21 protein-coding genes and 1 pseudogene are annotated in these 21,230 nt (G+C 71.0%); 8 read left to right on the plus strand and 14 right to left on the minus strand.

The window, feature by feature from the left end; genetic code table 11:
* Positions 1-24: 24 nt before the first annotated feature.
* The 3 genes from AC5L35_RS05585 to AC5L35_RS05595 form a co-directional block, all read right to left on the minus strand.
* Entirely contained in the window at positions 25-849 is an 825-nt protein-coding gene (locus tag AC5L35_RS05585) for an enoyl-CoA hydratase/isomerase family protein (protein WP_495058457.1), read from the minus strand.
* An 84-nt stretch (positions 850-933) separates the two neighbouring features.
* The gene (locus AC5L35_RS05590) at positions 934-1,305 is read right to left on the minus strand and encodes a LamG domain-containing protein (protein ID WP_495058458.1); all 372 of its coding nucleotides are present in this window, start codon (positions 1,303-1,305) and stop codon (positions 934-936) included.
* 875 nt (positions 1,306-2,180) lie between these two features.
* On the minus strand, positions 2,181-3,179 hold the full coding sequence (locus AC5L35_RS05595) for a helix-turn-helix transcriptional regulator (protein WP_495058459.1): 999 nt from the start codon (positions 3,177-3,179) through the stop codon (positions 2,181-2,183).
* Positions 3,180-3,240: 61 nt separating this feature from the next.
* Here AC5L35_RS05595 and AC5L35_RS05600 point away from each other — a divergent pair, with 61 nt between their 5' ends.
* Positions 3,241-3,594 carry a YybH family protein gene (locus AC5L35_RS05600; protein ID WP_495058460.1) on the plus strand — a complete coding sequence of 118 codons (354 nt, stop codon included), beginning with the start codon at positions 3,241-3,243 and terminating at the stop codon, positions 3,592-3,594.
* Positions 3,595-3,705: 111 nt separating this feature from the next.
* Here the strand turns inward: AC5L35_RS05600 and AC5L35_RS05605 are convergent, their stop codons facing one another.
* Entirely contained in the window at positions 3,706-4,443 is a 738-nt protein-coding gene (locus AC5L35_RS05605; RefSeq protein WP_495058461.1) for a TetR/AcrR family transcriptional regulator, read from the minus strand.
* Between the two features lie 68 nt (positions 4,444-4,511).
* On the opposite strand from AC5L35_RS05605, the gene AC5L35_RS05610 reads away from it, so the two are divergent.
* A complete protein-coding gene (locus AC5L35_RS05610; protein WP_495058462.1) occupies positions 4,512-6,044 on the plus strand; it encodes an FAD-dependent monooxygenase in 1,533 nt (510 codons plus the stop codon).
* A gap of 2 nt (positions 6,045-6,046) precedes the next feature.
* Here AC5L35_RS05610 and AC5L35_RS05615 read toward each other — a convergent pair whose 3' ends face one another.
* Positions 6,047-6,919, minus strand: coding sequence for a LysR family transcriptional regulator (locus AC5L35_RS05615; RefSeq protein WP_495058463.1), 873 nt, complete (start codon positions 6,917-6,919; stop codon positions 6,047-6,049).
* A 104-nt stretch (positions 6,920-7,023) separates the two neighbouring features.
* Here AC5L35_RS05615 and AC5L35_RS05620 point away from each other — a divergent pair, with 104 nt between their 5' ends.
* Both AC5L35_RS05620 and AC5L35_RS05625 read left to right on the plus strand, forming a co-directional pair.
* Entirely contained in the window at positions 7,024-8,313 is a 1,290-nt protein-coding gene (locus AC5L35_RS05620; RefSeq protein ID WP_495058464.1) for an MFS transporter, read from the plus strand.
* Between the two features lie 165 nt (positions 8,314-8,478).
* Positions 8,479-9,606: a phospholipase D-like domain-containing protein gene (locus AC5L35_RS05625; protein WP_495058465.1), complete on the plus strand. Its 1,128-nt coding sequence runs from the start codon at positions 8,479-8,481 to the stop codon at positions 9,604-9,606.
* A gap of 181 nt (positions 9,607-9,787) precedes the next feature.
* Here the strand turns inward: AC5L35_RS05625 and AC5L35_RS05630 are convergent.
* A pseudogene (locus AC5L35_RS05630) lies at positions 9,788-10,120 on the minus strand (histone-like nucleoid-structuring protein Lsr2); the annotation flags it as partial.
* Between the two features lie 800 nt (positions 10,121-10,920).
* On the opposite strand from AC5L35_RS05630, the gene AC5L35_RS05635 reads away from it, so the two are divergent.
* Positions 10,921-11,205: a PASTA domain-containing protein gene (locus AC5L35_RS05635; protein WP_495058466.1), complete on the plus strand. Its 285-nt coding sequence runs from the start codon at positions 10,921-10,923 to the stop codon at positions 11,203-11,205.
* A gap of 57 nt (positions 11,206-11,262) precedes the next feature.
* Here AC5L35_RS05635 and AC5L35_RS05640 read toward each other — a convergent pair whose 3' ends face one another.
* The 4 genes from AC5L35_RS05640 to AC5L35_RS05655 all read right to left on the minus strand — a co-directional run bounded on the left by AC5L35_RS05640 (position 11,263) and on the right by AC5L35_RS05655 (position 15,582).
* Positions 11,263-12,309: an LLM class flavin-dependent oxidoreductase gene (locus tag AC5L35_RS05640; protein WP_495058467.1), complete on the minus strand. Its 1,047-nt coding sequence runs from the start codon at positions 12,307-12,309 to the stop codon at positions 11,263-11,265.
* Between the two features lie 23 nt (positions 12,310-12,332).
* Positions 12,333-12,527 (minus strand): hypothetical protein, encoded by a 195-nt coding sequence (locus AC5L35_RS05645; RefSeq protein ID WP_495058468.1) that lies wholly within the window; start codon positions 12,525-12,527, stop codon positions 12,333-12,335.
* An 89-nt stretch (positions 12,528-12,616) separates the two neighbouring features.
* Positions 12,617-14,173, minus strand: coding sequence for an FAD-binding oxidoreductase (locus tag AC5L35_RS05650; RefSeq protein ID WP_495058469.1), 1,557 nt, complete (start codon positions 14,171-14,173; stop codon positions 12,617-12,619).
* A complete protein-coding gene (locus AC5L35_RS05655; RefSeq protein WP_495058470.1) occupies positions 14,170-15,582 on the minus strand; it encodes a (Fe-S)-binding protein in 1,413 nt (470 codons plus the stop codon). The genes AC5L35_RS05650 and AC5L35_RS05655 overlap by 4 nt, the downstream gene beginning before the upstream one ends.
* 144 nt (positions 15,583-15,726) lie before the next feature.
* Here AC5L35_RS05655 and AC5L35_RS05660 point away from each other — a divergent pair, with 144 nt between their 5' ends.
* Together AC5L35_RS05660 and AC5L35_RS05665 are read left to right on the plus strand one after the other, a co-directional pair.
* Positions 15,727-16,536, plus strand: a complete 810-nt coding sequence (locus tag AC5L35_RS05660; protein WP_495058471.1) for a FadR/GntR family transcriptional regulator — start codon at positions 15,727-15,729, stop codon at positions 16,534-16,536.
* A complete protein-coding gene (locus tag AC5L35_RS05665; RefSeq protein ID WP_495058472.1) occupies positions 16,533-17,315 on the plus strand; it encodes a PDC sensor domain-containing protein in 783 nt (260 codons plus the stop codon). Before AC5L35_RS05660 ends, AC5L35_RS05665 begins: the two co-directional genes overlap by 4 nt.
* A 65-nt stretch (positions 17,316-17,380) precedes the next feature.
* On the opposite strand, the gene AC5L35_RS05670 is transcribed toward AC5L35_RS05665, so the two are convergent.
* Entirely contained in the window at positions 17,381-18,640 is a 1,260-nt protein-coding gene (locus AC5L35_RS05670) for an NADH:flavin oxidoreductase/NADH oxidase family protein (protein ID WP_495058473.1), read from the minus strand.
* Between the two features lie 67 nt (positions 18,641-18,707).
* Between AC5L35_RS05670 and AC5L35_RS05675 the strand changes: the two genes are divergently transcribed.
* Complete coding sequence (locus tag AC5L35_RS05675) at positions 18,708-19,391, plus strand: TetR/AcrR family transcriptional regulator C-terminal domain-containing protein (RefSeq protein WP_495058474.1); 684 nt, start codon at positions 18,708-18,710, stop codon at positions 19,389-19,391.
* A gap of 60 nt (positions 19,392-19,451) precedes the next feature.
* Here the strand turns inward: AC5L35_RS05675 and AC5L35_RS05680 are convergent, their stop codons facing one another.
* The 3 genes from AC5L35_RS05680 to AC5L35_RS05690 all read right to left on the minus strand — a co-directional run bounded on the left by AC5L35_RS05680 (position 19,452) and on the right by AC5L35_RS05690 (position 21,195).
* The gene (locus AC5L35_RS05680) at positions 19,452-19,928 is read right to left on the minus strand and encodes an SRPBCC domain-containing protein (protein ID WP_495058475.1); all 477 of its coding nucleotides are present in this window, start codon (positions 19,926-19,928) and stop codon (positions 19,452-19,454) included.
* Between the two features lie 94 nt (positions 19,929-20,022).
* Complete coding sequence (locus AC5L35_RS05685) at positions 20,023-20,481, minus strand: universal stress protein (RefSeq protein WP_495058476.1); 459 nt, start codon at positions 20,479-20,481, stop codon at positions 20,023-20,025.
* A gap of 105 nt (positions 20,482-20,586) precedes the next feature.
* The gene (locus tag AC5L35_RS05690) at positions 20,587-21,195 is read right to left on the minus strand and encodes a CBS domain-containing protein (protein ID WP_495058477.1); all 609 of its coding nucleotides are present in this window, start codon (positions 21,193-21,195) and stop codon (positions 20,587-20,589) included.
* Positions 21,196-21,230: the final 35 nt, after the last annotated feature.

Genomic DNA, 21,230 nt, shown 5'->3' on the forward strand with positions numbered 1-21,230 from the left:
CCCCGGGCCGTCGGGCTGTGCTGCTCAGCGTGGGCCGACGTGCCGGCCGAGATCGAGCTCGACATCGCCGGGCCGGTTCAGCCCGCGCCCGAGCGGGTCGCCCACCCGCTCGCGGGTCTCCGGCCAGGTGAGCGTGGTGTTGAACGCCGTGCCGCCTTCGACCAGCTCCTCGTCCGGCGGGATGGAGCCCCGGTTGACCAGCGACTTCGCCAGGGCCAGTGGTCTGCGGCCGAACGAGGCGATCCGGCGCGCGAGGTTGTCGACGAACGCGTCCAGGTCGGCATCCGGCACGGCCCGGTTGACATAGCCGTAGCGTTCGGCGATCTCGGCGTCGAAGTCGTCGGCGCCGAGGATGATCTCCAGCGCTCGACCCCGGCCGACCAGCCGGGGCAGCCACTCCGTGCCGCCACCGCCCGGAATCACGCCGGCACCCACCTCCGGCTGGCCGAGCACCGCCCGCTCCCTGCTGGCGAAGCGCATGTCGCAGGCCAGGATGAACTCGCTGCCCAGGCCCCGCACCCGGCCGCGGATCTTGGCGATGCTGACCACGGGGCTTCTCGCCAGGCGGGTGACGATGTCGGGCACGCCGGGCAGGCCCGAGGGGCCGGGCGCCCGCACCACCGGAGTGGCGTTGCCACTCATGTCGAAATGCGCGAGGAAGTAGTCCTCGTCGGCGCTCTCGAACACCACCACGCGGAGATCGTCGCCGGCCTCGATCCGGGCGAGCACCTCCTGCAGGCCGGTGAACAGGGCGGCATCGACCAGGTTGAGCGGCGGATTGTCGAAGGTCACGCGCCAGTACGCCGCCGAGACCTCGGTGATGCGCACGGGCGGCGCGGTCTCTGTCATGGTCGGAACACTAGCGCTCACTGAGTACTTCTTTTCAATCCAGATGAGGCGTGACTCACCCGGCCCGATGGTCCGGTCGACGGCTCACGCCGGTGGCGCGTAGATCCGGAACCACCGGAGGTCCTGGTTCGCGGGCTGCATCACCGCGCGACGGTGGAAGCAGTCCAGCTGGACGACCGGGTGCATCGGACCCGGGATGCGGAGCACCCGCCGGTTGGTGAAGCGGAACCATTCGACGCCGTCGATGAACCCTGCCACGTGGCCGGCGGCCCGCTCGACGGCGTAGTTGTGCCACCCGGTGATGTCGACCCGCGCCGCGGCGAACGACTGGGCACTGCCGTCGTCCCCCGGCCAGTGGATGAACGCCTCCATCCGCCCGGAGCCGATGTCGGTCTCGGCCCAGTCGTCCTCGCCACCCTGGGGCCACTGTTCGCTGTCGGGCCAGCACAGGAGCACCGGGTGGTATGGTGGCCCGCCGCCGTGCCCACGTTGTAGAGGCGCATCCGGGCCTCCATGCGGTAGTGGCGACCGCCCCTGCCGGACCGGAACGCCATCCCACCGGTGCTGCCGTCAGCGGCGCCGTGGTTGGTCAGGACACCACCCGCCACGGAGAACGCGGCCGGGGTCCGGCGGCCGTTGCCCTCGTGCCCTGGCCCGTCGTAGGTCGACCAGCGGTCCGCCCGGGGAGCGCCGGTGTAGTCGAACTCGTCGCCGTCGACGACAGGACCCCAGCCGCGCACGACCGCGGCCTGGACACCGTCGTCGTGGGCATCCGGCGCGACCGGCCGGTACGTGGCGGCGGTCGCCCACCAGTGGGCCCGACCGGTGGCGGAGCGCATCCGGAGCAGGGGGTGGCTGTTCACCGCCCCGGGCGGCGCGGTGAACACGGCGGAGACGTGCGTCCACCCCGCACCCGCGACGAGGGGCGTCTCTCCCCCGGACGTCGAGGTGAGGAACTCCCCGGAGGCGTCGTACCAGTCCATCTCCACCCGGGCCGCCCCGTCGGCGTCCGCCCTGACGTCGATGCCCACGGTCCACCGCTCACCGGCGTTGACCGTCAGCTCGGGCAGGTACCAGCCGGTCACGGGCGCGACCGCGACGGACCACGCGGCGTGCCGGGCAGCCGCGTGGTCGCCGATCGCGACCCGCGCGAGCACCGCCCCGTCCAGGCCACCCCAGCCGTGCAGCCCCTCGGCCAGTACCGGGTTACCGCATCCGTCGACGAACGTCCTGCCGCTCATCCGTGCGTCTCCTCGGAGGTCGGGTGCCGGGGTTGAGGTGCGCTGCCGATCATCCCGCCCGGGTGGACCCGCGGCGGCCCCGGCCTCCACTCAGGACGTCTCCAGGGCAGTCGACGGCACGTCGGGCGCGTAGCAGGTGGCGATCGCGGCAGCACGGTTGAGCAGGGCGGTGCGCAACCACTGCGGGGCCAGGGCTTCCGCGCTCGTGCCGAGCTGCCACAGCGCCCATTCCGCGTGTCGCGGATCGCTGAAGGTCACCTCCAGTCGGAGCCGGCCGTCCGCGTCGGGTTCTTCGGCGCTGACGGCCAGCGCGGTGCGCAGCAGGTCCTCCCGCCGGGCCGCGGTCACCCGTACCAGCACGGTGACCTGGTCGCCGCCGGTCCGGAACCGCGTGCTGCGCTCGTGCCAGGCTCGGTCCAGATCGACGCGGTCCGGCCGCTGTGCGCGTTCGGCGAGCTCCTCGGCGGCCAGGACCCGGGACAGCCGGTAGGTGCGGTCCGCGCCGGACCTCGTGGCCAGCAGGTAGCCCTGGCCGCGGACGGTGACCAGGCCGATCGGGTCCACCGTGCGCCACTTCGGGGGCTGGTCGACGGCCGCGTAGTGGATGCGCAGCTTGTGTCCGGCGAACACCGCGCGCCGGACCTCGGTCACGACGGCGTCGGGCACCTCCTCATCGACCAGCCGGCGCGCGAGGAGGTCGGTCTCCGGCTCGATGAGCAACCGCTGGGCCGCGCCTGCCGCGGTGGCCCGATAGCTCTCGGGCAGCGCGTCGACCACCTTGCGCATGGCCGAAGCGAGCGCCGAGCCGAGGCCGAACGCCTGTGCGCCGCGCCGCGATCCGGCGACCAGCAGGGCAAGTGCCTCGTCGTGGTTCAGTCCGGTGAGCTCGGTCTGGAAACCGGGCAGCAGTGCGAAACCACCGTGGCGGCCGCGTTCGGCGTAGACCGGGACGCCGGCAGTGGACAGCGCGTCGATGTCGCGCAGCACGGTGCGGGTGGATACCTCCAGCTCCCGGGCCAGCGCGGCCGCGGACAGCCGGCCGTGCCGGCGCAGCAGCAGCACCAGCGACACCAACCGGTCGGCGCGCATCCGAGAACTCTACAGAAATACACGACACAGGATGTCGTGATTTCTGGAGAGGCTGATCAGCATGACAAGCCGGACAGGTGCCACTGAGCCGAACGACCTGGGCAGATACTTCATCGAGCGCGGCAACGCGGGTGACGTCGACGGGCTGGTGGCGTTGTACGAACCGAACGCCGTGCTGGCGTTTCCGCCGGGCAACCTCGCGACCGGACATGCGGAGATCCGCAAGGTGTACGAGCAGTTCGTGGCGGCCGCGCCGGTGCTCTCGCCGGGTAGGCAGCATCCAGCGCTGGTGAGCGGCGACCTCGCACTCACGGTGTCCACGCTGACCACCGGTGAGGTGACCGTCGAGATCGCCCGCCGCCAGCCGGACGGGTCGTGGCTGTGGGCCGTGGACCAGCCGGCACTCGTGCCGTAGCGGGGCCGAATCGAGAAGCTCACCGCCCGGGGCACTGGAGAGGTCGATATCGCTGCCCGGTACGGCAGCTCACTGTGGTTCCACGGCCGCACCGGGCCGTTTCACCCTATGTCAGGTGCGGTCGGGCACGCCGCGGGCCAGGCCGTCGAGCAGCCATTCCAGGACCTGCTCGAACGAGTGTGGCGGGGGGTCGAAGCGCCGGGGATCGTTGGCCCACTCGATGAAGTGGGGGTACCGGCCCTCCGCCGTGATCCGCTCGAGATAGGGGCGGGCGGCGGCGGCGAGCTGTTCCTCGGTGAGCAGGCCGACGCGCTCGCGCATGGCGCGCTCCTCGAGCATGGCCAGGCCGGACGCCAGTGCCTGGCCGAGCACCGTGTCGATGAACCCCATGCGGACGGTCGGCCCCAGCTGCAGCCCGGCGAGCCCGGCCAGCGCCGCGTCGTACGTGGCGAGCGCGTGCGGTCCGAGCGGTGGGCGGCTGAACGCGAGCCGGGCGAACCAGGGGTGCCGCTGCACGGCCTCCCAGGCCGACAGACCCAGCCCACGCAGGCACTCCCGCCAGTCACCGGACGCCGGGACGCGGATCTCGCCGTACACCTCGTCGACCATCAGGTCGACCAGCCCGTCCTTGCTGCCGACGTAGCGGTAGAGGGCCATCGGGCTGCGCACGCCGAGACGGGCCGCGATCGCCCGCATGGTGACCTCGCCGCGCACGTCGGCGTCCGCCACCGCGATCGCCGCCGCCACGACCTTCTCGCGACTGAGCTGCTCGGTGGCGCGCGGAGGTGGGGGCTCGTCGAACCAGACCAGCCCGCCCGGCACCGGCTGTGGGTCGGTCGACGAGGACATTGCCAGGAGCATAGCCGTCGTGTACGAAGTACACCGTGATTGTACAACGTACACGCGACAGTGCCGGAGTGCTCGTCGTCGGCGGCGGGCTGGTCGGACTGACCGCCGCACTCGTCCTGCGCCACCACGGCGTCGACGTCACGCTCGTCGAGAGGCACGCCACCACGTCACCGCAGCCGAAGGCGCGCCGGTTCCACACCAGGACGATGGAGGTCTTCCGCGAGCTCGGGGCCGCCGAACTGGTGCACGACGCCGCCAGCGACCTCGCCGGGCACTACCACATGGCCGCCGGCCGGACGCTCGCCGAGGCCGAGCAGCTGCCGCTGTGGCAGCCCTCGGGGCCTGCCGGGGAAGACGTCGAACCCAGCCCGGAGCTGCCGTGCCTCGTGGCCCAGGACGTTCTCGAACCCGTCCTCCGCGGGGCGGCGCTCGACGCGGGCGCCGACGTCCGGTTCCGCACGGCCATGACCGGATTCACCTCCGGCGCGGACGGCGTGGTGGCGGAGCTTCACGACCTGGCGGGAAACCGGCGCGAACGGCTGCGGGTGCCGCTCCTCGTCGCGGCCGACGGCGCGCGAAGTCCCGTGCGCACCGCGCTCGGCATCGGCCGCTCGGGCCGCGGTGCGATCGGCGGCCCGGGGGTGAACGTCTACTTCCGTGCCGATCTCGCCGACGTCGTGCGGGGGCGGGAGTTCAACCTCTGCCAGATCGAGCATCCGGACACCCCTGGTGCCCTCGCGTCCGTGGACGGACACGCGCGATGGGTGTTCATGGCGGCGGACGGCGAGACCGACAGGGACTGGCCCGCGCTGCTGCGCACCGCGCTCGGGGTGGCCGTCCCCGATCTCGACGTGCTCAGCGTGCTGGCCTGGCAACCCGAGATGCTCGTCGCCGACCACTACTCCGCGGGCCCCGTGTACCTCGCGGGAGACGCCGCGCACGTCATGCCCCCGTTCGCGGCGATCGGGGCCAACACCGGCATCACCGACGCGCACAACCTGGGGTGGAAGATCGCGGCGGTCCTCGCGGGCACCGCGGCGCCCGCACTCCTGGACAGCTACGACGCCGAGCGGCGCCCCGCCGGGTGGTTCGCGGCCGACCAGTCGAGCAGACGCTCGACGGACCTGCGCTCGGCCGTTCCCGACAGCACTCTCGCGCACCCGTACGTGCTGGCCGCCGGTGGATTCCAGTACCCGGCGGGAGCGCTCGTCGGTGGGCCGGACCAGGGCGGCGAGATCGAGCCCGTCGAGGTGTTCGAGCCCGCGGGGCGCGTCGGCACCCGGGTGCCGCACCGGTGGCTCGACGCCACCCGCACCCGCTCGACGCTCGACCTGGCCGGCCCCGGGTGGGCCCTCGTCGTCGGTGGCGACCCGGCGCCGTGGGAGCGCTGCGCCGCGGGTTCGCCGGTGCCGCTACCCGTGCACCGGGTCGAGGCCGGGTTCCTCCCGGCGGGCTGCGCCCTGCTGCTCCGACCCGACCACGTCGTCGCGTGGCGCGGCCCGGATCCCACCCGGCTGCCTGACGTCCTGCGCGTCCTGCTGGGCGCACCCGCGGGCGCCGCTCCCCCACTGTCGGCCACCGGGACGGGCGGACGCGCCTGACCTCAGGCCGTGGCGAGGCTGGTGGGCCCGCTCGCGAGCACGGCGGCGGCGAGCGCCTTCGTGGCCGGACGCTGCTCGGTGCGGGGGTTGGTGAGCAGCACGAGGTCGATGTAGCCCAGCTCGGGGAGCCGGTGCTGGGGCCCGAGCGGGGTGAGCTGCACCGGGACGAGGCTGCTCGCCAGCGCGGAGATGCCGATGCCCGCCGCCACGGCGGCGATGAGGCCGTTGACACCACGGCAGATGCACGCGCTGCGGTAGGCGGTGTTGGTGCGTTCCAGTGCGTTCTGCATCGCCGTGCGGCTGAGGCTGGGTGTCGGGTAGACGGCGAGCGGGAGCGGCCTGCCGAAGTCGAGCCGCGTGGACTGGTTGCCCACCCACACCATCCGGTCGCGCTTCACGAGCTGGCCGCGGTGCTCGCCGCGCGGGCGCTTACCCACGAACAGGTCGAGCCGGTCGTTCTCGAGCCTGCGGTGCAGGTTGCCGCTCTGGTCGACGGTGAGGTCGAGGTCGACCAGCGGGTGGTCGCGGCGGAAGTCGCGCAGGATCTGCGGCAGCCGGGTGAGCGCGAGGTCGTCGGACATGCCGATGCGCAGGCGGCCGTGCGGGCGCTCGCCACTGAAGTAGCCTGCGGCCTGCTCGTGCGCGGCGAGGATCGACCGGGCGAAGCCGATCATGGCCTCGCCGTCCGGGGTGATCGTGACGGTGTGGGTGTCGCGGTGCACGAGTACGCGGCCGGTGGCCTCCTCGAGCTTGCGGATGTGCTGGCTGACCGTGGGCTGGCGGATACCGAGGCGCGCCGCGGCCTGGGTGAAGCTGCGGGTCTGGGAGACGGCGAGGAAGGTCTGGAGCTGGACCGGGTCGTAGGTGACGGTCATAGCCCTCCGCAATAGCAGTTAGTCGGTTGATCGGTGTTCAGAATATCTCGCCCTGCCCGCAAAGTGGAGTGTGGAGATCTTCTCGCCGCTACGAAGGGCTTTCTGTGACAACGGCTACGGCCGACATATCTGCAAGTGAAACCGCTACGACGCGCCGCGGGGGCACCTTCGCCGCCCTCGGGGTGCACAACTTCCGGATCTACCTCGCCGCCCAGGGCGTGGCGAGCACCGGCACATGGATGCAGAGCATCGCGCTCGACTGGCTGGTCCTCGAGCTGACGGGCAGCTCAGCGGCGGTCGGCATCACGATGGCGCTGCAGTTCCTGCCGATGCTCCTGTTCGGCATCCACGGCGGGATGATCGCCGACCGCTACCCGAAGCGGGCGATCCTCATGGTCACCCAGTCGCTGAACGGAGGCCTCAGCGCAGCGCTCGCCGTCCTGACGCTCACCGGGCACGCCCGCGTGGAGTACGTCTACGCCTTCGCGCTGATCCAGGGCCTGGTGATCGTCGTCGACAACCCGACCCGGCAGGTGTTCGTCAACGAGCTCGTGCCGACGCGGTACGTGCGCAACGCGATCGCGCTCAACGCGGCCGTCTTCCAGACCACTCGGCTGCTCGGCCCCGCCATCGCGGGGGTGCTGATCGGCACGGTCGGCACGGGATGGGCGTTCGCCGCCAACTCCGCGTCCTACCTCGCCCCGCTGATGGGGCTGATGCTGATCCGGTCGGCCGAGCTCGTGCCCGCTCCGGCCGTGCAGCGCGCCAAGGGCCAGCTCCGCTCGGCCCTGCGGTACGTGCGCGCGCGCCCGCACGTCGGCTGGACGATCTTCCTCGTGGGGGTGATCGGCACCTTCGGGCTGAACTTCCCCGTGGTCCTCACCGGGATGGCCGACTCGACGTTCCACGGGGGCGCCGACCTCTACGGCCTGTTCAACGTCATGCTCGCCGTCGGGTCGGTCTCGGGCGCGCTGTTCGCGGGCGGCCGGACCCGCACCCGGCTGCGCACGCTGGTCGTGGCGGCAGTGGCGTTCGGCCTCGCTCAGGTGGGCGCCGCACTGGCCCCGGGCCTCGTGATGTTCCTCGGGGCACTCATCGCGATGGGAGTGGTCAACGTCGCCTTCCAGGCGATGGCCAACTCGTCGGTGCAGTCCTGGGTGGACCCTGCGGTGCGTGGCCGCGTGATGGGGCTCTACATGCTCGTGTTCATGGGGGGCACGCCCTTGGGCGCTCCGGTGGTCGGCTGGGTCACCACGGAGTTCGGGCCGCGCGTCGGCATGGCGTTCTGCGGGGTCGTCCCGGCGCTGGTCGCGGCGGTCGTGGGCGTCGTGCTGTGGCGCCGTGCGGGCGGCCGGATCATCGGGCATCGCCGCGCGGCGCCGGCCATGACGTAGCAAGCCTGAGGTAGCAGGCCGGGGCACAACGAGCGCCGGTGAAATGTCCAGGAATGCACAGTCCGTGAAGATGATCAATTCCCGGGAATTCGTTCAGCGGTATCTGCCGAAGGTCGTCGCACCCATACTGGGCCCGCTGATTCCGCAGCCCGGGGGGACGACACGGTGGGAATCTCGCTACGGGGCGTCGAGCTGCACATGGGCCCATCGGCACTCGGCGCCCCCGACGACCTGGACGCCGTGATCCGCGCGTTCATCGACGGGGCACAGCAGCGGTTACTGGTCGCCGTGCAGGAGTTGGACTCCCGCCCGATCGCCGAGGCCCTGCTCGCGGCGGCCGCCCGGCCCAGAACACCGGCGACCGCCCGAGGCACCAGGATCCGGGTGCAGGCGATCCTCGAATCGAGTTACCTCACGGAGGAGAAACCGCTCGCCGATCCCTGGACGGGCGCAGGTGACAACGAAGCGAACCGCACGATCTACGCCGCGCTGCTGCGCGCCGGAATCGACGTCATCACCGACCTGAACCCGGAGATCTTTCACCAGAAGTTCGTCGTCCGGGATCCGGGCACCCCCACGGCAGCCGTCCTGACCGGATCGACGAACTTCACCCGCACCGACACGGGCACCAATGGCCCCGGCAGCGGGCAGGCGGGGAACAACCTCAACCACGTCGTCGTCCTGCACGGCAAGAAGATCACCGACCAGTACCTCGCCGAGTTCGAACGCCTGCGCTCGGGCACCTTCGGTGACCTTCATGAACGCCACGAGCCGCGTCCCCGGGAGATCCGGATCGGGACCGTCCGCGTCAAGCCGTTGTTCGCGCCGCGGCACGGGCCCGAGATGGAGATCATGAAGCAGATGCTGAAGGCGGAACACAGCGTCGAGTTCGCCATGTTCACCTTCGCCCAGTCCAGCGGGATCGACGACACGATGGTCCGCCTGGTCAGCCCCACCCGCCGCTTCCGCGGAGTGCTCGACCGCGGCCAGGGCGCCCAGAAGTGGGCGGCCACCGTCGCGCTGAAATCCGCCGGAGTCAAGTTGTTCCAGAACGTCCGCGGCAACGGGGTCCGCAAGGTCCACCACAAACTGATGGTGATCGACGACCGGCTCGTCATCATCGGCAGTTTCAACTACACCGCCCCGGCCACCACCCTCAACGACGAGAACATCGTGGTGATCGGGGATCTCGAGGAAGCCGATCCCGAGGCCGAGGCCGACCAGCGCCGCCTGGCCGCCTACGCGCGCTCCGAGATCGACCGGATCGTCGACGAACTCGCCGAACCGGTCTGATCTCCGGCACGGCGTCTCCGGTCGAGGGCCTGGCCGAACCCGGCCCTCGACCGCCGGCACGCGGTCTCTAGTTGAGCGCGAACGGGTTGGCCACGGGCGGCGCCGCCTTCCGCCGCTTGGCCGGAGCCTCCTCGACCGGGGCGGCAGGCGCTTCCGCCTCGACCGTGGCGGCCGGCGTCGAGTCACGGTGCTCGTAGGCCTCGAGCACGGAGTTCGGGATACGTCCACGATCCGAGACCTGGTGGCCGTTCTCCCGAGCCCACTCCCGAACGGCGGCGGTGTGCTCACGATCGCTCACGACGGGGCGTGCGGATCGGACGGCGGTCGAGGGCTGACGGCTACCGCTGCGCCGGGCCGCGGCGACGAACGACGCCAGCGACTCCCGCAGCCGTGCCGCGTTCTTGCCCGACAGGTCGATCTCGTACTGGCGCCCGGCGAGAGAGAATGTCACCGTCTCCTCGGCTTCCGATCCATCCAGGTCGTCGACGAGCCGGGTTTCAACGTGCTGCGCCACAGTCACTTCCGTTCGGTGAGTTCTGTCCAGACGCGCCGATACTCTCCAGAAAACAACGACAACGTCAAGTTGGCATAGCTACAGGTGGCGCACACGACCCGCCGGGCACAGGAAGTCGACGACCTCCCACCGACCGATCACGGCGACGGAGGGAGGATGCCGAGGTGACGTCCATGATCCGTGGGACCGGGGCGTCACCCTCCGGTGCGGCCGGCACCGGGAAAAACACACCCGGACCCGAAGCCGGATTCGCTCAGCCCACCCCGGCCTTGCGCTGAATGAAGTTGGTCACGCGAATCCGGACGAAGGGTATGCGCGATCGCCACGCCGCCCCGCGACGAAACAACGAGCAACCACCTCGACAGGTTCCGGGCTCCGCACCACGAATGTCGGCAGCCGTGGGCAGAACAACGCAGAACCAGCGGTGATCACTGTTCCGAAACTCCGGGGGGAGCGGCGCAACAAGCGGCCTGTCTGTGATCCAACTGTGCAGGCGCTCTCGACGTCGCCCCTGCCGGGCATTGTGCCGTACCGGCTTCGCGCCCCCACGCACAGTCCGCCTCCGCGTCACGGGGAACACCGGGACGCCTCACTCGCGGCGACGTCGGACCCGGACCCGCCGGTGTGGACGTGAATGGCGCCGAGATCGACGTCAGCGTGGCCGCGGCAGCGCTCCCACCACTCCCACGTCGATCTCGCCGCGACGATTGATCCGGCGTGTCCGATTTCGATCGGGTGGGTACTCATGATCGAGCTCACTGCGCCACGAGCACCCGTCGGAACCGAGCAGCAGGAGGATCGTGGAGAAGCAGGAGAAAGTGCTGGTACCAGCCCTCGTCGGCCTGGACGTCGGCGATGCGCACGAACTCGCCTTCACGGCGCGGGTGGTGGCCGTCGCGGGCGACCCGGACGAGCCGCTCCCGGTCAGCGGGGTCGTGACCGCGCAGCTGCCCGAAGCCGGTACCCGGGTTGCACCCGCCGACCCGGTGATCATCGCCGTGGATCCGGACGGCGGCGGTGGCGGCGGGGGACGTCCGGTCGAGCCCCCTCCCCCGGGCCCGATGGATCCCGCCGGAACGAAGTAGGGCGGAGACGCCGATGGGCGGCATCCCGGGTAGGGATGCCGCCCATCGACGCGTGGATCAGGAGAACTCGGGCATGATCCGGTCGTGGATCAGCCGCAGCTGGGTGTCCACGTCGGCGACACCCTCGATGTCGCGGCCCATGAAGGTCTTGACCAGGGTGGCGTCGGTGATCGCGAGGATCATGTGGTTGACGCCCGCGGCCTCGATCTCCTTCAGCTTCGCCACGCACTCCTCGGGGGTGCCGGCGATCGAGAGGGTCTCGCCGATCTCCGGGGTGGTGGCGTCGATCGAGCCGGCGAGGTCGCCGGCGCCCAGCGCGTCGATGATCGGCTTCATCGACTCGGGGGACACGCCGTTGCGCTCGAGCTGCTCGTTGGGCATGGCCGAGGCGTACAGGCCGACCATCGAGCGGGCGGCGTCCTTGGCGACTGCCGAGTCCTCGCCGGTGGAGAACACGACCCAGGCGCCGATGTCGAGGTCGTCGACGTTCTTGCCCGCGCGGTCGGCACCGATCTTCATGTTCTCGTACATGTAGTCGTACGCACCCTTGGTGTAGCTCAGGGCGTGGTGGCAGCCGTCGGAGAACTCGGCAGCGACCTGGAACGACTTCGGGCCGCGCATCGCGCCCATCTTGACCGGCAGGTGGTCCTGAACCGGGCGCGCGAAGCTGAACAGGCCCTTGTACGTGAAGAACTCACCGTCGAAGGTGATCGCGCCGTCGTCCAGCAGCGTCCGGATGACCTGCACACCCTCCTTCACCCGCGACAGCGGCTTCTGGGTGGTCCAGTCCATGCCGTACTGGGCGAGCAGCCCGAAGTTGCCCGACGACAGCACGACCTCCGCGCGACCACCGGTGAGCTCGTCGAGGGTGGCGGCGGCCTGCGCGATGAGGGTGGGCTCACGCAGCACGACGGCCGAGACGCTCGGGCCCATGCGGATGTTCTTGGTCTTGTCGGCGGCGGCCGCGAACAGCAGCCACAGGTCCTTGTGCCACGTCTCGTCCGCGGCGTAGACGGCGTGGAAGCCGAGCTCGTCGGCCAGCTGGATCGATGCCAGCGACTCGGTCAGGGGATAGTCGGGCAACATCACGTAGCTGAACTTCACGATGAACTCCTGGTCGGGGTTGGTCAGGAAGCGGGGGAGCTGTCGTCGGCGTCGACCTCGGCGAGAAGCTCCGATCCGGTGAGGACCTTCTCGGCGAAGTGTCGGTGCATCCAGTCGAGGTGGTCGTGGCGGGCGTTCATGATCCGCAGCGAGTCCCAGTTGGGGAACGTCTGCTGCAGCACCCACCGCTCCATGAGCCGAGGGTCGACCTCGTACACGTGCTCGAAAGTGGTAAGCGCGACATCACTCACTCGTTGCGGGGCGGGTGGGGTGTGTTGCTCACCGTAGCGGTAACCGTTCGTCCGATTCATCCTGACCCTCCCCTCAGTGCGACGAGCGCCGCAGCGGCATCGGGCTCGTACGCGAGGTCCAGCAGATACTTGCCCGGGTTCATGATGTTGTTGGGGTCGAGGGCGCGCTTGACGTCGAGCATCACCTCGAAGCCGCGGCCCAGCTCCTGCGGCACCAGGTCCACCTCCCCCTCCCGGCACGAGCCGTGGCAGGCGCTGATCGACCCGCCGTGACGCAGCGCGGCCGCGGCGATCTCCCGTTTCGCCTGCACCCACAGCTCCCACGCCTCGTCGCCGAGTTGCTGCTCCCAGATCCCGACGTCGATCTCCGTCAGGTAGTCCACCCCCGTGTCGGCCGAGGTGTAGGCGAACATCCCCCAGTCGTCGAAGACGTCGGTCCTGCGACGGAGGCCGGCCACGATCTCGTGCCAGGCCTTCGTGACGGCGGGCACCTGCGTGTAGCTGACGGCGGCGTCCTCACAGTGCCAGCTCATGGGCACCACCTGGCCCGCCTTGGTGCGTCCGTGCAGCGGGGTGGCGTACCGGTCGTGGCGGGCGGCCCAGTCCCCCTCGGAGATCTCGTCGCCGAGGTAGCGCGCCCCGTGCTCCTTCGCGATCCGGAAGAGCCGCCGTCCCGCGGGCCGCACCTCGTCCTCGTAGCCGTACATCACCGCACACACCAGCGCCCGGACGTCGGCGGGCTGCGGGATGTACGCCTCGTCGTCGCGGCGCAGGTAGGCGACCTTCCACTCGTCGAAGAGCACCGCGCCGGCGAACGTGGCGACCCCCGCCCTGGCCAGCGCCCCCACGCACCGGTAGGCGTCGTCGTAGTTGTCGAACGCCCAGAACGGCGAGAGCTCGGCCTCGGGCTTCGGGTAGAGCTTGAGGGTGGCCTTCGTGGCGATGCCCAGCGTGCCCTGGTGCCCCATGAACAGGTGCTTGAGCTGGTAGCCGCTGGAGGACTTGGAGATCTTGCCGCCGATGCCGTCGCCGACGTGGATGACCTCCCCGGTGGGCAGGACGTGGTCGAAGGAGAGCACCAGGTCGCGGGTGTGCCCGTAGCGGGAGCCGATGAGCGACCAGCCCGACGTGCCGATCCGGCCGCCGACCAGCGAACAGGGGTACGACGCCGGGTCGTCGGGGTAGATGAGGCCGTGCCGGGCCAGCTGCTCGTTGAGCTTGAGCATGTTGATGCCCGTGCCGACGGTGACCGTGCGGTTCTCCAGGTCCAGCTCGTGGATCTCGTTCATCCGCTTGACGTCGACGACGATGCCGCCGCGCAGCGGGACGGCCCCGTCGGTCAGTCCGGTGCCGCCGTCGCGCGGGACGATCGGGACCCTGAGCTCGTTGGCGATCCGGACGACCGCCGCCACCTCGTCGGTGGACGTCGGCAGGACGGCCAGGTCGGGCACCCGCTCGGCCCACCGGTGCACGGGGAAGGGCGCGGGCACGCGGGCGCGGTTGTAGCGGTCGGTCTTGGACGTGAGGATCTGCTCGTCGCGCAGCACGGTGCGCAGCCGCTCGACGACGCGGTCGACCTGCTCGGTGGACAGGCGCTCCGGGGTGAGCGTCACGATCCGCACCCCCCGGCGCCGCCGCAGCTCCCGCCGCCGCAGCCGCCGGCAGAGCGCCGGTCGCCGACCTCGCCGCGGCTGCCGCCGACGGTGATGCCGAGCGACTCGGCGAGTAGCTCGTGGATGTCCACGACGTCGATGTCGCGGGCGTCCCCCGCTGCCGAGAGCGGGCGCTCCGACCAGGGACAGGCACTTACCAGCGTGTCGACGCCGAGTGTTGCTGCGGCGTCGACACGCCGTGCGCTGATCGCGGCCGTCAGGTCGGGCTTCTCCACCGGCAGGCCCCCACCCCCGCCGGAGCAGTACGACCATTGGGTCACGCGATCGACGTCGTTGAAGGTGAGTCCCGGGATCGCGCGCAGGATCTCGCGCGGCTCCTCCCAGATCCCCTTCCTCTTGTTGAGCCGGCACGGATCGTGGTAGGTGATCGTGCGTTCCACCGGAACCGACGGCGTGATCCCCCCGTCGCGCAGCAGTTCGGCGAGCAGCTCGACGACCAGCACGATCTCGACGTCGAACTCGTCACCGAAGTACTTCGGGTAGTCCTCGGTGAACGAGATGTAGTCGTGGGGGTCGAGCACGAGCACCCGCCGGGTGCCGGTGGACCGCCAGTTGTCGAGGTTGTGCCGGGCGAACCGCTTGGCCTGCTCGACGTAGCCCATCTCCGCGGCCGGGCCGCCGCAGCACCACTGCTCACCCATCAGGCCGAACTCGAACCCGGCCTGCTGCAGGATCTGCGCGACCGCCCGGGGTACCGACGTGCGGTAGAACGCGGCCTCGCAGTCGACGAACAGCACCGTCTCGCCGCCGACGGGGATGTCGAGGCCATCGGCCCAGTCGCGGACGGTGTCCTGGCTGACCGCGACCTCCCCGAGCACGGGCTCGTGGGTTCTCTCGTCGGTGCGCGCGTTCCAGCTCTGCCACTGCGGCTGGTGGACACCCTTGTCCACGGCCAGCGCGCGCACCGCCTTGACGATGTCCACGGTGCGCGTGCGGAACCGGTAGAAGTCACCGGTGTACAGCGTGTTGGGGCAGCGCAGCTCGCACGCCCCGCACTGCGTGCAGTTGACGTAGTCCGCGGCGATGTCCGCGACGTCGAGCTCACCGCGCTCCATCGCGACGACGTTCGCGTGGAAGGCGGTGGGCGTCCACGACTCGTTGCGGGTCACCTGCATGACGGGGCAGACCTCGCGGCAGAACTTGTGTCCCGACGAGTAGCAGTTGTACGAGGCGTTGCGCCATTCCTCGACGAACTCGCGGGTCTCCCGGTCCACGATCTCGATGTCCACCCGCCCGGCGACGGTCTCGGTGAGCTCGGCGAGGCCGGGGTCGTTGGACGCCATCCCGGGGGTGAACGGACGGGCGAGCGCGTCGCCGCCGGGGTCGGCATCGGGATCGGCACGAGTCACGAGATCTCCACGATGTGAGGTAGGACACTGCGAGGGCGAAACCTATGAGATCACATTTCAATGGTCAAGAGCGGCGTGCCCCCTTGTCGCCGTCCGGGGGCGTGCCAGACTCGGGGCGCAGGGAAAGGTCCGGGAGGTGCGCTGGTGCGGCTGCTGTCCGGTGATGCGCGGCGGGCGGTCTTCGCGCCGCTCGACGACGGATCCGGCCGCAGCGAGGCGGTGGCGCGGCGGCTCGGGAGCGCGATCGCGCTCGGCATCATCGTCGACGGCGAGCAGCTACCCGCCGAAACCCACCTGGCGGCGCTGTTGAACGTCTCCACGGTGACGCTGCGCGACGCGCTGGCGGATCTGCGGGCGCGGGGCCTGGTCGACACGCGCCGCGGCCGGGGCGGGGGCAGCTTCGTGCGGGCCTCGGAGGAGGCCCTCACCGAGCTGTCGCTCGGCCGGCTCCGGGAGATCGGCAGCATCGAACTGCGGGAGCTCGGCGACATCCGCGCGGCGGTCGGCGGCACCGCGGCACGGCTCGCCGCCGACCGGGCCACCGCGAGTGAGATCGCGCGGCTGCGCGAGATCCTGGACCGGCTGGCGGCCGTGGACGAGGGCACCCGGCAGCGCCGGATAGAGAGCCGCTACTACATCGACGTGGCGGCCGCCGCCCAGTCCGTGCGGCTCACGCTGCAGGAGATCGAGCTGCAGGCCGAGCTGGGGCAGCTGCTCTGGGGCACCCCGCGCACGGCCGCCGAGCTGGCCGCGACGATCGCGAGCCACCGGCAGGTCGTCGACGCGATCGAGGGCCGGGACGGCGCGACCGCGCGGCAGCTCACCGAGGCGCACATCGGGGAGGTCACCGCGCGGCTGATCGACGTGCATCTCGACCTGACCCGCCGGGGACAGCAGCGCACCAGCGCGGACGCGGCGGTGCCGCACGCCGCCGCGGCGGGAGGCGGCTCGTGAGCACGCGGCGTCCGGACGCGACGGGCCCCGCCGACGGCCCCGTCGACAGCCCCGTCGACAGCAGGGCCGCCGAGCAGGCGGCGACGGTGATCGAAGCCGTCGTCGAGCAGGTCTTCCACTCGGTCACGGCAGCGCGGGACACCCTGCTGGCAGCTCACCGGGCCGCGCGGGAGCGGGGCGAGCGGATGTGCGACGGCGACATCACGGCAGTACGTGGGCGGTTGCTGGACCTGCTCACCGGGGAGCGCGAGGTCGCGGTCGGCATGGGCGTGATCACCGCACCCGGGCTGCTCGCCGACCGGCCGCTGCACCTGGAGTGGTGGCAGTCGGAGCCGTCCCGGCACGACCCGGTGCGGCTGGAGGTCGATCTCAACCCGCACAGCGTGGGCTTCTACGACTACGCCGCCGCGGAGTGGTTCGTCGTCCCGCGCCGGACGGGCCGCCGGCACGTCGTCGGCCCCTACGTCGACGTGCACGGCACACACCGGTACCTGCTCACGCTCACCGTTCCCGTCGTCGCCGACGGGGAGTTCCTCGGCGTGGCAGGCGCGGACGTCCCGGTGGCGCGGTTCGAGACGCTCGTGCTCCGGGAGCTGGGCGACCTGGCCGTCGACGTGGTCGTGGTCAACCCCGAGGACCGCGTGGTGCTCTCCACGTCGGCACGGTCGCTCGCCGGCTCGCTCATGATCCTCGACGCGGATGCGGGCGACGACGCGGGCGAGGTCCGCATCATCAGCCTGCCCGACCCTCCGTGGCGCATCGTGGTCTCCCCCGGCTGAGTGCGCCGCAATCCTGAGGTCTCGGGATGTGCCACATCCAGGACGAGCAGGTGACCCGGAACGGATCAGGACAGGGGGAACCTTGCCGACATGCCGTCGCGGAGCTCGGTCAGCACCGCGATAGCCAGCGCGACAGCGGGCTTGCGGTTCGGGCGTACGGGCTTGCCACGGCCGAGGCGGGCGATCTGCTGCTGGTGCCACGCGCTGTTCAGCAGGTCGTCGACGATCTTCACCCCGACACGCTGGGGCCGGGCCAGGCTCGTTCCGGTGCTCCCGTCGAGAATGCGCCGGGGGAAGTCGGGCTCGTGTGCGATGGGCCGTGCCAGCCCGATGATGTCGACGGCGCCGCTCTCCAGCGCGGCGGTCATGCCGCTGCGGGTGCGGAAGCCGCCGCTCAGCATGAGCGGCACGGTGAGCGTGCGCGAGAGCTCCTCCGCGTACTCCAGGAAGTAGGCCTCGCGGGAGGTCGTCGACGCGCGGCGGGCTTCCACCACGGAGACGTTCTCGTAGGTCCCGCCGGAGAGCTCGATGATGTGTACGCCCTCCTGTTCGAGCGCGACGGCGACGTTCCGCGCGTCGTCGGCGTCGAACCCGCCCCGCTGGAAGTCCGCGGAGTTCAGCTTGACCGCGACCAGGAAGGACTCGGCAGTCTGCGCACGGACGGCGCGGACGATCTCGAGCAGGAAGCGCATCCGGTTCGAGAGCGGTCCGCCCCATCCGTCTGTGCGCCGGTTGGTCAAGGGCGAGAGGAACTGGCTTATCAGGTAGCCGTGCGCGGCGTGCAGCTCCACCCCGGCGAAGCCGGCGTCCGCAGCGACGCGGGCGGCGGTGGCGAATTTCCCCACCACGTCGAGGATCTCCGGCCCGGCCAACGCCCGCGGCGGACGGAACATCCGTCCTCCGACAGCCAGCGGAACGGCGGACGGCGCGACGACGTCCTGGCGCCGTCCCGCGACGGACAGCCCGCGCATGGTCTGACGTCCGGGATGGGACAGCTGCAGCAGGAACCGGGTATCGGTTCCGTCGGTTGCGGCGGACCACCGGCGCAGCGCGGTCAGATGGCGCTCGTCCTCGATCACGACGTTGCGCCGAGCCTCGAGCGATGAGCCGTCGACCATGACGTTCCCGCTGATCAGCAGGCCGGCCCCGGAAGCGGCGAGCCGCCGGTAGGCCTCGATCAGCTGGGCGGTGGGTGCCCCGTGGCGATCTGCCAGGTGCTCGCTGGTCGCGGCCTTCGCGAGCCGGTTGCGCAGGACGATCCCGTTGCCCAGCCGGAGCTCGGTGGAGAGAGCCGGGGGCGCCGGGGTGCTGGTCTGGTCGGACATGGCGATCCTTTCGCTATACGACGTACAAGTACAAGGTACAGTCACTTGTACGGCGTAAAGTCGTGATGTGGAACGCAGCAGGGCGGGGAGCGGGCGCCGGGCACGGCTGGACCGCGAGGTCGTCGTGGGCCGGGCACTGGCAGTGGCCGACGCGGAGGGCCTCGACGCCCTGACCATCCGCCGCCTCGCCGCCGACCTCGACGTCACGCCGATGGCCCTCTACTGGCATTTCCGCGACAAGGACGAGCTGCTCGACGCCCTCGCGGAGCATCTCTTCCGATCGGTGCGACTGCCGGACGCCGAGCAGGGAGGGTGGGCCGAGCAGTTGCGCGCGACCCTCGCCGCGTTCATGGGGGTGCTACGGCCGCACCCGGCGGTCGCCGCCCTGACCCGCACCCGGATCCTCTCCAGCCATGCAGGGCTCGCCCTCGCCGAACGCGCACTGGGCCTGCTCGACGAGGCCGGGTTCGGCACCGAGGAGGCCGCCGAGGTCGGCGGCTACCTCGTCGCGGCCGTCGTGACACTGGTGACCGCCGAACCCGGCGCAGGACACGGTCCCGACCCCGAGGTCCGCGACGCCGCGGTACGCGCCCAGCGGGCCACCCTGCTCTCGCTGGCGCCGCACGACTACCCGCACGTGGTCGCCGCCGCCGACGCGCTCGCCTCCTGCGCGGACGACGACGCCTACTTCTCGCGCGGGCTGGACCTGCTCATCGCCGGTGTGCAAGGACTGCACACCGGCACGGGGTGAGGGGGTGAGACACCGCACACCCACGACGGTTCAGGGCGTCGGCAGTGTCCGGCGCCGAGGTCAACGCCCCCGTGGCGCGGCCTTCCTCTCCTCGACGAGCTTGAGTTTCTCCAGCGCCATCCGCGTGCCCGTCTCGTTGTCGGCGGCGGGCACGCTGTCGGGGATCCCCTCGTGCAGGATGAGGACCTCGGTGCCGCCGTCGGCATCGCGGAGGGTGGTCGTCATCGTCATGGTCCCGCCGAGCGCCGGATCCGCGGTCTCGAACTCGAACACCTCGACAACCTGCTCATCCGGCACCAGCTTGGCGAAGTGTCCGTGACGGGTGTCGGTGTCCGGATCCGACTTGCCTGCTCCACTCGATGCGTCGTAGGTGAGCGACACGCGGAACGAGCCGCCTTCGCGGGCGTCGAAGTCGTGGACCTGGCTACTCATTCCGGTCGGGACGCGCCACCTCGCGATCGCGTCCGCTTCCAGGAGCGCCCGATAGACCACGGAGCGAGGCGCCCTCACGTGGCGGGAGACCTGCGTTGAGGACATGTCCGGCGACCCTAGGGCCTCGGGTCCCTCTCGAACACGTCCTCGCAAGATCGCCGTCGTCTGCGAGGAGCACAACCGACCTGCGACGATACGGTCATCCGGCGGCCGGCTCCGGCGCGTCGTGCACGACGACGACGGGACGCGAGGCGTGTGCCACGACATGCTGGCTGACCGAGCCGAGCAGCAGGCCGGCGAACCCGCCGTGCCCCCTGCTCCCGACGACGAGCAGGTCGGCTCCGGCCGCCACGTCCACCAGCACCTGCGCCGGGTGTCCCCGCACCACGACCTGCTCGACCGGGACGGTGGCATCGGCACCGACCGCCTCCTTGACCGCGCGTTCCAGCACGGCCCGCGCGGTGCCCTCCCAGTCGACGTCGTCGACGGACACGGCCCACCCGTAGGACGCCGGGAAGTCCCAGGTGGTGACGGCACGCAGGGCCGCGCCCGTGAGCCGGGCCTGCCCGAGCGCCCACCGCAGCGCCTGCACCGACGACGGCGACCCGTCGATTCCGACGGCGATGAAGCCGCGCTCCGAACCGGTCCCTGTGCTCATGCGTCCACTCCTCGATCCTCGGCTCCGCCGCACGACCCGGCGGACGTCCTGACATGCTCGAGTGTCCCCGCGCCGGGATCGCCGTGCGCAGAGCCGCTCACGGCGTCACCTCGACGAGGTGGTCGTCTCGATCACCCGGCATCCCGTGACCCCGATGACCGCTTCGGCCAGCCGGACGGCGGTGTCCCGCTCGACGGAGTCGTCGCGGTCGTCGACGAGGGTCACCTCGCCGTCCCGCACGGTCACCTGCCAGCGTCCGACCCCGCCGTACAGGTTGAGCCTGCGCCGCACGTCGACCTCGACCAGAGCATCGTCACGGGCGAGGGCGTGCACGAGGTCCCGATAGGTCACCATGCCGACCACCACGTCGCCCTCCACCACGGGAAGCGACCTGGTGTCCGCCGAACGCATCACCGTCAACAGGTCTGCCACGCCCTCCTGCGGATGGGCGAGGAGAACGTCCAGGTCCATCACGTCGGCCACGAGCCTGCCGGGGCTCCGGACCACGCGATCCGAGAGGGGGACCCGCGGGTCCGGCGGGAAGCGGTCGGCCAGGAGCTCCTTCTCACCGATCACGCCGACCAACCGGCCGTCCCCCGTGACCACGGGGAGGCACGTGAACCCGTGGGCGTCGAGCACAGCTGCCGCGTCCTTCACCGGCAGGTCGGGCGGGACGGTGACCGCAGGACTGGACATGATCTCGTGGATCCGCATGGTCTCTTCCTCCTGGGTGAAGCAGCTCCCCGTCG

This window comes from Pseudonocardia sp. OZ21 (assembly GCF_059359135.1).